This is a genomic window from Mesorhizobium sp. M5C.F.Ca.IN.020.32.2.1 (genome assembly GCF_004023105.1).
Classification (GTDB): domain Bacteria; phylum Pseudomonadota; class Alphaproteobacteria; order Rhizobiales; family Rhizobiaceae; genus Mesorhizobium; species Mesorhizobium wenxiniae.
On record NZ_RZSX01000106.1, the window covers coordinates 1 to 10,871 of the forward strand.

Consider the following 10,871-nt stretch of genomic DNA (forward strand, 5'->3'; position numbering starts at 1 on the left):
CGGGAAAGCGGCGAGGAAGCGGTCATCGCGCTCGGGCAAGGTTCGGCCGCATGGTGGGAGGCAGCCCTGCCCGGTCTCGTTGCCTTCAATGGCACGCTTGTCGCGGCGCCGCCACGCGACGCCGCCGAGCTCCGGCGCTTCGCCACGCGCACGAGGGGCTATTCGAATCTCTCGGGCGACGAGATCACGGCAATCGAGCCAGACCTGGCCGGGCGCTTCCGCGCCGGGCTGCTCTTCGCCGAGGAAGCCCATCTCGACCCGCGCCAGGCGCTCAAGGGACTCCATGCAAAGCTTGCGACAATGGGCGTGCGGTTCCGCTTCGGCTGCACGGAGCCGCCACAGAACGTGCGATTCGACCGGGTCGTCGATTGCACGGGAATGGCGGCGCGCCAGCACCTCCCGGACCTGCGTGGCGTGCGCGGCGAGATGCTTTATCTCGAGACGCGGGAGGTGTCGCTTGCCCGTCCCGTCTGGCTCATCCACCCGCGCTTTCCGGTCTATGTGATCCCGCGCGGCGGCGGTCGCTTCATGGTCGGCGCGACCATGATCGAAAGCGCCGACAGCGGGCCGGTCACGGCGCGCTCCCTAATGGAGCTGCTCAATGCGGCTTACGCGCTCCATCCGGCCTTCGGCGAGGCGCGCGTCGTCGAGTGTTCGGCCGGTGTGCGGCCGGCGTTTCCCGACAATCTGCCGAGGGTGGTGGAGAAGGACGACACGATCTTCATGAATGGCTTTTTCCGCCACGGTTTCCTGATGGCGCCGGCCTTCGCGCGCAAGGCGGCCGACATCGTCTTCGCCAATCATCCCGCAAAGGACGAACCCCATGAGACTTGTCGTCAACGGGCAACCGCTTGAAGCGGAAGCCAAGACGCTGGCCGCGCTGCTGGCCGAGCTCGGCTACCAGGGAAACTGGTACGCCACCGCTCTGAACAGCGAGTTCGTGGCGGGCGCGGACCGCAAGAAAACGCGGCTCTCGAACGGCGACCGCGTCGAGATCCTGACCCCGCGGCAGGGAGGCTGAACAAATGCCTTTCACCGTCTATGGGATAGAGCTATCCTCGCGCCTCCTGCTCGGCACGGCGCAATATCCCTCCCCCGCGGTTCTCGCCATGGCGGTTCGGACGTCGGGCGCGGCGGTCGTCACGGTCTCGCTCAGGCGCGAGAGCGCTGACGGCGATTGCGGCGGCCAGTTCTGGTCGCTCATCCGCGAGCTCGGCGTACACGTGCTTCCCAACACCGCCGGCTGCCACTCCGCAAAGGAAGCGGTGACAACCGCGAAAATGGCGCGCGAGGTGTTCGGCACGAACTGGATCAAGCTCGAGGTGATCGGTAATCACGACACGCTGCAGCCGGACGTCTTCGGCCTGGTCGAGGCCGCGCGCGTGCTCGTCGAAGACGGCTTTGCCGTCTTCCCTTATACGACGGAGGACCTCGTGGTGGCCGAGCGCCTGATCGACGCCGGCTGCGAGGTGATCATGCCCTGGTGCGCGCCGATCGGCTCGGCCAGGGGGCCGGTCCACATCGACGCCTTGCGGGCATTGCGCGCCCATTTCCCCGACACACCGCTGATCATCGATGCCGGGCTCGGCCGCCCTTCGCATGCCGCGGCGGTGATGGAACTCGGCTATGATGCCGTGCTTCTCAATACGGCAATAGCCAAGGCGGGCGATCCGGTCGCCATGGCAGCTGCCTTCGCGAAGGCCGTAGAGGCGGGCCGCCAGGCGTATCGCGCCGGGCTGCTCGAGCCGCGCGACATGGCGGTACCCTCGACGCCCGTCATCGGCCAGGCGGTCTTCTCGTGAGGCTCGACCCCTTCTACCTGATCGTCGACAGCGCAGCGTGGATCGACAGGCTCGTGCCGCTCGGCGTGAAGCTCGTGCAGCTTCGCATCAAGGACAAGGACGACGCCACCCTTCGCGCCGAAATCCGCCAGGCCAGGGCGACCTGCGCGCGCCACGGCTGCCAGCTCATCGTCAATGATTACTGGCGGCTCGCCATCGAGGAAGGCTGCGACTTCATTCATCTCGGCCAGGAGGATCTGGCTACCGCGGACGTCAGAACAATCCGGCGGGCCGGGCTGAAGCTGGGCTTGAGCACGCATGACCACCTCGAGCTCGAAACGGCGCTGTTCGCGGAGCCCGATTACGTCGCGCTCGGCCCGATTTACCCGACCGTGCTGAAGACCATGAAATGGGCGCCGCAAGGCCTCGAGTGCATCGCCGAATGGAAGAAGCGCGTCGCGCCCCTGCCGCTTGTCGCCATTGGCGGACTCAACCCGGAGCGCCTTGCCGGCGTGTTCGGGCATGGCGCGGACAGTGCCGCTGTCGTGACCGACATCCTGCGCAATGCCGATCCGGAAGCGCGCACGCGTGAATGGCTCGAGGCAACAGCGCCATGGCGATAGATCGCGAGACTTGCGTGCTGGTCGTCGCGGGGACCGACTCGAGCGGCGGCGCCGGCGTGACGCGCGATGTCGAGACGATCGCGGCACTGGGTCTGAGCTCGTGCGTCGCCGTGACGGCGGTGACCGCCCAGACGCATCATTCGGTCGACTGGATCGAGCATATGCCGCCCCGCTTCATCGCAGCCCAGATCCGGGCCGCGATTGCGGCCAATTGCGTGAAGGCGATCAAGATCGGGATGCTCGGCACCGACGGCGCAATCCAGGAAGCAGCTCAGGTTTTGCGGGATCATTCCGAGATACCGGCAGTGTTGGACCCGGTGCTCGCCGCGTCATCCGGCCGGGCATTGATTGTCGAGGATGCTGTCGCCGCGCTGCGTCGCGATCTCATGCCGCTGTGCCGGCTTGTCACGCCCAATATGCCGGAACTGGCCGTGCTGACCGGATCGGAGAGCCCGCCCGATGAGGCATCCGCCTGCTGCAAGGGGGAGGAATTGGTCAGAACGGTCTGGACCGCCGTTCTCGTCAAGGGCGGTCATGCCTCCGGCAGTGAGGCGGTCGACCTTTTGGTGCAGCCGCACCGCCCCGCCCTTCGATATGCGTCGCCGCGCCTGCCGCGCCAGATGCGCGGAACGGGCTGCATGCTCTCCAGCGCCATTGCCGCCTCTCTCGCGCTCGGGGCATCGGTGGAGCAAAGCGTGCGCCGCGCCAGGCAATATGTGTTCGACGCCCTGGCTGGATCGAAGTGACATCGAAGCGACCTCAGGGCGTGGTCGACCTACAGTCGCTTGCCGGGATGAGGGAGGTTGGCGCTGCCCGCGGCCGGCCGAGGCCCTATGCGCGGGCCCGGCCTGCGGATACGCGTCACGCCACCAATGGAAACATCGCGTTGAGGAGGATCCCGTTTGCCCTTGTTCCAGCCGCTGGTCCGCCACCTGAAATCCCCCGAGCTGTTCGGCACCATCGACCGCTTGCCGTGTCTTGGCACGTCCGTCAGCCAGCGAACATTCGAGGTCTTCAACCCATCGACCGGCGAATTGCTGGCGGAGCTTCCCGACATGGGCATCGAGGAGACGCGCGCTGCGGTCGACACGGCCTTTTGTGCACAGCCGAAATGGGCGGTCCTGACCGCCCGCGAGCGCAGCGACATGCTCTGGCGCTGGCATCAGCTGATCGTCGACCATGCCGATGATCTTGCCGCAATCCTCACGGCGGAGATGGGCAAGCCGCTTGCCGAGGCGAAGTCGGAGGTCTCGCATGCGGCTGCGTACCTGCAATGGTACGCCGAAGAGGCCAATCGCATCTACGGCGAGACGATTTCCGCTCCTTCCACCGATCGGCGGCTGCTGGTGATCAAGCAGCCGATCGGCGTCGTTGGCACAATCACCCCATGGAATTTCCCGGCCTCCATGGTGGCGCGCAAGATCTCGCCTGCTCTGGCCGCCGGCTGCACGATCGTGCTCAAGCCTGCTGAACAGACGCCGCTCGTTGCCGGCGCAATGTTCGCCCTCGCCCACCTGGCAGGATTTCCCGAGGGCGTCGTCAACCTGATCTATGCTTCCGAAGGCGATGCCGTCGGCCGCGAACTTTGCGCCAACTCCAAGGTTCGTAAGATCAGCTTCACCGGCTCGACCGAGGTCGGGCGGCTTTTGATGCGCCAGTGTTCGGACCAGATCAAGAAGGTCAGCCTCGAGCTCGGCGGCAACGCACCGTTCATCGCCTTCGACGATGCCGATGTCGATGCCGCCGTTGACGGGGCGATCCAGGCGAAGTTCCGCAACGCCGGCCAGACCTGCGTTTCGGCGAACCGCCTTTACGTCCAGTCGAACGTTCATGATGAATTCGTCGACAAATTTGTGGAGAAAGTCCGCCACCTCTCAGTGGGCGACGGCTTCGATCCAGGCGTGGCGATCGGACCGCTGATCGACAGGCAGGCGCTCGCCAAGATAGAATCTCACATCGCCAATGCTGTCGCAAAAGGCGGCACTGTCCAGTGCGGCGGCAATCGCATCGGCAAGGAAGGCACGTTTTTCCAACCGACGGTCCTCACCAAAATCTCCCGAGGCATGACCGTGGCGCAAGAGGAGACGTTCGGGCCGTTGGCGCCCATCATTCGCTTCGAGGATGCCGATCAGGTCGTGCATGATGCCAACAACACGATCTACGGGCTTGCCGCCTACTTTTATGCCTCCAACCTGAAGCGCGTCTGGCGTGTGGCCGAGGCGCTCGAATACGGCATGGTGGGCATCAATACCGGCCGCATGTCCTCCGAAGCCGCGCCTTTTGGCGGCGTGAAACAGTCCGGCATTGGGCGCGAGGGTTCCCGCCACGGCATCGAGGATTACCTTGAAATGAAATACCTCTGCATGGGCGGGATTTGAAGCACATATGCTTGCGTGGGCCCGATCCCCGAGGGATCATATTCGAGGATGGTTGAGACCTCGGCACTCTCGACTTGTTGTTTGGCGGTACACCGTAATCCAGACTTCTGCGTTGTCTTACCGCTGTGACGTTTGCAGGACACGATCGATATTGACGTTATCCTTCCCCGCGTCGGGTGAGGCGATGCGTTTTTTTGAGGCCAGTGCACGGTCGATCGACAGCACTTCGCCGCCTGCGCTGTCGGGAAGGACCGGAGCCCATGGCAAAGGCTGAAGCACAGTAAAGGCGGCGCAGACCGTCAAGCTCTTCGAAAAAGGCAATTCTGCAGAGGGGATCGTCATCATCGATCCGGCGGTCGGGAGGCCCGCCGGCTGAAAGGACGATGGCAACTATGCGGTCAGGAGATAAACGGCATGAGCTAGGCCGGGCATGCGCACCGATCACCTCCCAAAAATGGCGGGCCGGTCCCGGAATCGAGCCACCGTCGCGAGATTTTCGCGGCCGTGGAGGCTTCGCTGTCTGCTGTCCGCAGGGCGAAGCGCGAAGCAGATGAGGGCTACGTCGGGCCCACCATGCGCCCGAAGCGCGCGACCACGAACATGGATTTCGATGATCGCTATGAGATGCATCGTAACTCCGCTGAACCAAGTGGTACGGCGACACGGTGTCGCTCGCCCTCGATCGGGCTGGGAACGCTCCCCTGCAGGTCGCACTATTGGATCGCCGTTCAGACTGGTGCCGAACATGACGGCCGCTCAAACGACTCGAGCGTAACCAGGATGATTGTGCCAGCCCAGCCTATACTGGTGAAAGCAAGCCTGTTGGGCGACTGCCCCTGCAGGTGGCAGAACCGGATCTGATCAGCAGATTCGTTGCATGGCCGCGTCTCGTTTGTGACCCCGACCGACGCTCGCATTGCTGCTTTGACCGACCCGGATCAAGAGGCGGCTATGCCGTCAGCCGACAGGATCTCGAGCCCCATTTGCCCCGCGACAAGCCTCCTGATAATCATCGGTCCATTGGAGTCGAGCCTTTCTTCGGTGATCCGCCACATCGTCTTCTTCAGCGCCAAGGCCGGCGGCAGTGTCGAGCGCATCCGGGATGGGCTGGCGCCCTTGACCAGGATTCCGCATGCCTCGCACCTCGAGATCACTCTCAACCGAAAGTCCGACCCGCTGAGCAAGGAAATCGACGTCGTCGTCTATGGAGAATTCGAAAACGACGCCGCGCTAGCGGCCTACAAAGCGCATGAGCTTTATGCCGAAGCCATCAAGCGCGTGCGTCCGCTCCGTGAATTGCGGCTGGCGGCCGACTACGATGTTGCGACGTCAGTCTCTTGCCTGGAGAGCGGTAGCTGAGCCTCCGGAATATCCCTGCAGCGACACCACCCCCTGCAGCGTCAAAGCGCCTTTTCGAGTTCCGGCAGGATGGTGAAGAGATCGCCGACGAGGCCGTAGTCGGCGACCTGGAAGATCGGCGCCTCCTCGTCCTTGTTGATGGCGACGATGACCTTGGAGTCCTTCATGCCGGCGAGATGCTGGATGGCACCCGAGATGCCGACGGCGATGTACAGCTCCGGCGCCACCACCTTGCCGGTCTGGCCAACCTGCCAGTCGTTCGGCGCGTAGCCGGCGTCGACCGCCGCGCGGCTTGCGCCGACGGCTGCTCCCAGCTTGTCGGCGACCGGCAGGATGACCTCCTGGAATTTCTCCGAGGAGCCGAGCGCGCGGCCGCCGGAGATGATGATCTTCGCGGAAGTGAGTTCCGGCCGCTCGCCGCCCGACAGCCGGTTCTCAACAAAGGAGGAGAGGCCCGGGTTCGCCGCCGCCGCCACTGTCTCGACGGGAGCCTGCCCGCCTTCGGGCGCCGCCTGGAAGGAGGCGGTGCGCACGGTGATCACCTTCTTGGCGTCGCTCGACTGCACCGTTTGGATCGCGTTGCCGGCATAGATCGGACGCTCGAAGGTGTCTGATGAAACCACCTCGACGATTTCGCTGACCTGCATTACGTCGAGCAGGGCGGCGACGCGCGGCATCACGTTCTTGCCGCTGGTGGTGGCCGGCGCGACGATCGTGTCGTAGCTGCCGGCGAGCGAAACGATCAGCGCGGCGAGCGGTTCGGCCAGCCGGTTTTCCAGCTCGGCTGCCTCGGCGAGCAACACCTTGCGCACGCCTGACAGCTTCGCCGCGGCGGCGGCCGCCGCCCTGGCATTGTTGCCCGCGACCAGCACATCGATGTCGGAGCCGATCTTCGAAGCCGCCGACAGCGCCTTCGCCGTCTGGTCGGACAGGCTCTGGTTGTCGTGTTCGGCGATGAGGAGAATTGCCATTTTATCCACGTCCCTTCCTGATCGCCTACAATACGCCGGCTTCGTTCTTGAGCTTGTCGACAAGCTCGGCGACGCTCTTCACCTTGACGCCGGCCTTGCGGCCGCCCGGCTCCTCGGTCTTCAGAACCTTCAGGCGCGGTGCGACGTCGGCGCCGAAATCCGCCGGCGTCTTCTCGCTGAGCGGCTTCTTCTTCGCCTTCATGATGTTGGGGAGCGAGGCATAACGCGGCTGGTTGAGGCGAAGGTCGGTGGTGACGATCGCCGGAAGCTTCACCTCGACCAGCTGCAGACCGCCGTCGACCTCGCGCGTGATCTTGGCCTTGTCGCCGTCGATCTCGACCTTCGAGGCGAAGGTGCCCTGGCTCCAGTTAAGCAGCGCCGCCAGCATCTGACCGGTCTGGTTGGCGTCGTCGTCGATCGCCTGCTTGCCGAGGATGACCAGGCCGGGCTTCTCCGCCTCGACGACGCCCTTCAGCACCTTGGCGACGCCGAGCGGCTCGACCAGTTCGTCGACCTTGACAAGGATGGCGCGGTCGGCGCCCATCGCAAGTGCCGTCCTCAGCGTCTCGGCCGCCTGCGCCGGACCGATCGAAACGACGACGATCTCTTCCGCCTTGCCCGCTTCTTTCAGCCGGATCGCCTCTTCGACGGCGATTTCGTCGAAGGGATTCATCGACATCTTGACGTTGGCGAGCTCGACGCCCGAACTGTCCGCCTTGACGCGGATCTTCACATTGAAGTCGACCACCCGCTTAACCGGGACAAGGATTTTCATCCGATCATTACCTTTCTATTCGATGGGGCACTGTCGCGGCCGCCGTCGTCCGACCCAGCCAAGCGACAACGTTCAGATCACGGCTTCTTCGAGAAACGGCTCATTGCGGGGTATCCGCTCGTAGCTGAACGGCGACAGATCGAGCGTCTGGAAGGCGCCGTGGACAATAAGTTCCGAGACCGCTCGCCCGACCGCGGGCGACTGCTGCAGCCCGTGCCCCGAAAAGCCATTGGCGAACATGAAGTTCGTCACGGTTGGGTGGAAGCCGACGATGCCGTTGTGATCCAGCATGTTGTATTCGTAGTGGCCGGTCCAAGACATCTGGACTCTCAGCGCGTCGAAGGCGGGGATGCGATGCCAGAGGGCCGGCCAGATATGCTCGTCGAACTCCTCATGGTGCATTTCGAAGTCGTCGTAGTCGGCCGGCCCATCGTTCTGCGGCGTGTTGCCGGTGAGGAAAAGCTCGCCTTCCGGTCGGACGAAGGTCCCTGACAGATCGATGACATTGGGCATGCGGCCGGGGATCGGGTTGGCGCTGGCGAAGACGAAACTGTAGCGCTTATAGGGTCGGACCGGGATGGAAAGGCCAGCCATCGACGCCACCTGCTGCGCGCGAGGGCCGGCGGCATTGACGAGCGTGCCGCAGGCGAGCGTCTCGCCCGTCGCAAGTCGTACCGAGACGACGCGCCCGTTGGCCAGGTCGAGCCCTGTGACAGCGTTGTCGATGTATTCGACGCCCGACAGGCGCGCCGCGCGGCGGAAGCCATTCATCAGGCCCATCGAATCGAACCAGCCTTCGTCGCGCGATCCCCAGGAGCCGCCGCCGAGATCATCGACGTTGAGCCAGGGAAACTGCTCCTTCAGCGCTCCGGGATCGAGGAAGACCGTGCCGGCGCCGAGGCTGCGCTGCAGGTCGACCCTGGCTTTCGCGGCTTCTACCCCTTCGGGCGAGCAGCAATAGAGATAGCCGTGCTCGCGGAAGCCGAGATCGGGCGCGGGCTCGTTCGGGTAAAACGGCGCCATCAGTTCGGGAAAGCTGCGGATGATCTCTATGCCGAACTGGCTGATCTTGACGTTGATCGGGTTGGAATACTGTTGACGGATGGCGCTGGTGGAGAGCGCCGTCGAGGAGAACTCATAGCTGCTGTCGCGTTCGACGACGAGGATCGACGCTGTTCGGCCGAGCGTCCGGCTCAGCCAGTAGGCGGTCGAGGAGCCGATCGCCGCGCCGCCGACGATGACGATGTCGTAGGTGTCGCGGCTCGGTGCCTTGTAGGATGGGATCGCCATGGCGCAAGCTCCGGAATCAGCCGGCGAAGGCGGCGATCAGTGCGTCCGATCCACGGGCGAGCAGCCCAAGATCTGAACCTACCGCGACCATGGTGAAGCCATCGGCCAGATAGCGGTCCGCGTCATTTTTCGCCGGCGCCAGGATGCCGCTCGCCTTGCCGGCGCTCTCTGCCGCGCTACGCACGGAGCGGATGGCCTCCTGCACATGGGCTGCGTTGGGATTACCCATCGCACGCATGTTGGTGGAGAGGTCGCCAGGGCCGACGAAGAGCACGTCGACACCTTCGACCGCGGCGATCTCGGCCGCATTGGCCACGCCTGTCTCGTCCTCGATCTGAACCGCGAGTAGCTGTTGCGCGCGCGCATTCGCGTGATAGCCGGCGATGCGGCCGAATGCATTAGCTCGGTGGCCAACGGAGAAGCCGCGGATACCACCGGGCGCGTAGGTCATTGCAGCGACGATGGCGCGTGCCTGCCCGGCACTGCGGACGTTCGGGATCATCAGGCTGCGTGCGCCGATGTCCATCGCCTGCTTGATGAGGTTCGGATCGTCCGACGGCAACCGCACCACAGCCTCGCACGGAAACGCTGCCGTGACCTGCAATTGCGACATGATGGTGATGAGGTGATTGGGGCTGTGCTCGCCATCGATCAGGACCCAGCCGGCACCCGAGCCGGCGACCACCTCGGTGGTGAGCGCCGATCCCAGTGAGCACCAGATGCCGATATGCGGCCGGCCAGCCGCCAAGGCTGCCTTGAGGGAGTTGCGGCGCTCCTCCATGTCGATGGTCTCCATGACGAAAGTGGATTGAAATTTGTATGATGTCCTATATCATACGTCGCGCGGCGCTAGCAAGCGGTTCGTCATCGAGAGTTCGTTCTGGAAATGGAGCAGGTATGAAGATCGGTTTTATCGGACTGGGCGTGATGGGTGCTCCGATGGCGAGCAATCTTGCCGCCGCGGGCCACGAGATCGTCACCACGCTCAATCGCTCACCGTTGCCATTCGGCCTCGAAGCCTCAATGGCGCCCTCCCCGGCCGAAGTCGCGCGGGCAGCCGACGTCGTGATCACCATGCTGCCCGACACGCCCGACGTGGAGCGCGTGCTGCTCGGTGAGAACGGCGTTCTCGATGGGATCGCCAAGGGCGCGCTCGTCATCGACATGAGCTCGATCAGCCCGATCGCCACGAGGCGCTTCGCGGAGAGATTCCGCGAAAAGGGAGTCGACTATCTCGATGCGCCGGTCTCCGGCGGCGAGGTCGGCGCCAAGGCAGCGAGCCTGACCATCATGGCCGGCGGACCGCGGACCGCTTTTGAGCGCGCGCTGCCGATTTTCGAGAAACTTGGCAAGAACATCACGTTGATCGGCGAGGCGAACGGCGCCGGCCAGACCTGCAAGATCGCCAACCAGATCATCGTGGCGCTGAACATCGAGGCCGTGGCGGAAGCGCTGGTGTTCGCCAGCAAGGCGGGCTGCGACCCGGCGAAGGTCCGCACCGCCCTGATGGGCGGGTTTGCCTCGTCGCGGGTGTTGGAGGTGCATGGCGAGCGCATGATCAAGCGGACGTTCAATCCCGGCTTCCGGATCAAGCTGCACCAGAAGGATCTCGGCCTAGCGCTCGAAAGCGCGCGGGCGCTTGGCGTCGCACTGCCGAACACGGCGACTGCTCAGGAATTGATGAACGCATGCGC

13 protein-coding genes are annotated in these 10,871 nt (G+C 64.4%); 8 read left to right on the plus strand and 5 right to left on the minus strand.

All coding sequences use genetic code 11. The annotated features are described in order from the left end of the window. The 6 genes from EOA86_RS07950 to EOA86_RS07975 all read left to right on the plus strand — a co-directional run. Positions 1-855: FAD-dependent oxidoreductase (locus EOA86_RS07950; RefSeq protein ID WP_128341159.1), on the plus strand; the 855-nt coding region annotated here is incomplete at its 5' end. Continuing rightward, complete coding sequence (thiS, locus tag EOA86_RS07955; protein ID WP_128341160.1) at positions 824-1,021, plus strand: sulfur carrier protein ThiS; 198 nt, start codon at positions 824-826, stop codon at positions 1,019-1,021. The genes EOA86_RS07950 and thiS, both read left to right, overlap by 32 nt. A gap of 4 nt (positions 1,022-1,025) precedes the next feature. Beyond that, positions 1,026-1,802, plus strand: a complete 777-nt coding sequence (locus EOA86_RS07960) for a thiazole synthase (protein ID WP_128341161.1) — start codon at positions 1,026-1,028, stop codon at positions 1,800-1,802. Then, positions 1,799-2,404, plus strand: coding sequence for a thiamine phosphate synthase (locus tag EOA86_RS07965; protein ID WP_128341162.1), 606 nt, complete (start codon positions 1,799-1,801; stop codon positions 2,402-2,404). Before EOA86_RS07960 ends, EOA86_RS07965 begins: the two co-directional genes overlap by 4 nt. Continuing rightward, positions 2,395-3,150 (plus strand): hydroxymethylpyrimidine/phosphomethylpyrimidine kinase, encoded by a 756-nt coding sequence (locus EOA86_RS07970; RefSeq protein ID WP_128341163.1) that lies wholly within the window; start codon positions 2,395-2,397, stop codon positions 3,148-3,150. The genes EOA86_RS07965 and EOA86_RS07970 overlap by 10 nt, the downstream gene beginning before the upstream one ends. A 156-nt stretch (positions 3,151-3,306) precedes the next feature. Beyond that, entirely contained in the window at positions 3,307-4,782 is a 1,476-nt protein-coding gene (locus EOA86_RS07975) for an NAD-dependent succinate-semialdehyde dehydrogenase (protein WP_128341164.1), read from the plus strand. Between the two features lie 117 nt (positions 4,783-4,899). Here EOA86_RS07975 and EOA86_RS07980 read toward each other — a convergent pair whose 3' ends face one another. Then, positions 4,900-5,127 (minus strand): hypothetical protein, encoded by a 228-nt coding sequence (locus EOA86_RS07980; protein ID WP_128341165.1) that lies wholly within the window; start codon positions 5,125-5,127, stop codon positions 4,900-4,902. 696 nt (positions 5,128-5,823) lie between these two features. Between EOA86_RS07980 and EOA86_RS07985 the strand changes: the two genes are divergently transcribed. After that, complete coding sequence (locus EOA86_RS07985) at positions 5,824-6,141, plus strand: Dabb family protein (protein WP_128341166.1); 318 nt, start codon at positions 5,824-5,826, stop codon at positions 6,139-6,141. Between the two features lie 41 nt (positions 6,142-6,182). On the opposite strand, the gene EOA86_RS07990 is transcribed toward EOA86_RS07985, so the two are convergent. The 4 genes from EOA86_RS07990 to EOA86_RS08005 all read right to left on the minus strand — a co-directional run bounded on the left by EOA86_RS07990 (position 6,183) and on the right by EOA86_RS08005 (position 9,958). Next, entirely contained in the window at positions 6,183-7,112 is a 930-nt protein-coding gene (locus EOA86_RS07990) for an electron transfer flavoprotein subunit alpha/FixB family protein (protein WP_128341167.1), read from the minus strand. 25 nt (positions 7,113-7,137) lie between these two features. Further along, positions 7,138-7,887 carry an electron transfer flavoprotein subunit beta/FixA family protein gene (locus EOA86_RS07995; protein WP_128341168.1) on the minus strand — a complete coding sequence of 250 codons (750 nt, stop codon included), beginning with the start codon at positions 7,885-7,887 and terminating at the stop codon, positions 7,138-7,140. Positions 7,888-7,959: 72 nt separating this feature from the next. Then, complete coding sequence (locus EOA86_RS08000) at positions 7,960-9,177, minus strand: FAD-dependent oxidoreductase (RefSeq protein ID WP_128341169.1); 1,218 nt, start codon at positions 9,175-9,177, stop codon at positions 7,960-7,962. Positions 9,178-9,193: 16 nt separating this feature from the next. Further along, positions 9,194-9,958: an HpcH/HpaI aldolase/citrate lyase family protein gene (locus EOA86_RS08005; protein WP_128341171.1), complete on the minus strand. Its 765-nt coding sequence runs from the start codon at positions 9,956-9,958 to the stop codon at positions 9,194-9,196. A gap of 116 nt (positions 9,959-10,074) precedes the next feature. On the opposite strand from EOA86_RS08005, the gene EOA86_RS08010 reads away from it, so the two are divergent. Next, positions 10,075-10,871: 2-hydroxy-3-oxopropionate reductase (locus EOA86_RS08010; RefSeq protein ID WP_128341170.1), on the plus strand; the 797-nt coding region annotated here is incomplete at its 3' end.

What these genes read in the sequence shown, in the direction of transcription:
- thiS (WP_128341160.1), top strand. Translation starts at nt 824, where the DNA reads ATGAGACTTGTCGTCAACGGGCAACCGCTTGAAGCGGAAGCCAAGACG.
- EOA86_RS07960 (WP_128341161.1), top strand. Translation starts at nt 1,026, where the DNA reads ATGCCTTTCACCGTCTATGGGATAGAGCTATCCTCGCGCCTCCTGCTC.
- EOA86_RS07970 (WP_128341163.1), top strand. Translation starts at nt 2,395, where the DNA reads ATGGCGATAGATCGCGAGACTTGCGTGCTGGTCGTCGCGGGGACCGAC.
- EOA86_RS07980 (WP_128341165.1), bottom strand. Translation starts at nt 5,127, where the DNA reads ATGATGACGATCCCCTCTGCAGAATTGCCTTTTTCGAAGAGCTTGACG.
- EOA86_RS07990 (WP_128341167.1), bottom strand. Translation starts at nt 7,112, where the DNA reads ATGGCAATTCTCCTCATCGCCGAACACGACAACCAGAGCCTGTCCGAC.
- EOA86_RS07995 (WP_128341168.1), bottom strand. Translation starts at nt 7,887, where the DNA reads ATGAAAATCCTTGTCCCGGTTAAGCGGGTGGTCGACTTCAATGTGAAG.
- EOA86_RS08000 (WP_128341169.1), bottom strand. Translation starts at nt 9,177, where the DNA reads ATGGCGATCCCATCCTACAAGGCACCGAGCCGCGACACCTACGACATC.
- EOA86_RS08005 (WP_128341171.1), bottom strand. Translation starts at nt 9,958, where the DNA reads ATGGAGGAGCGCCGCAACTCCCTCAAGGCAGCCTTGGCGGCTGGCCGG.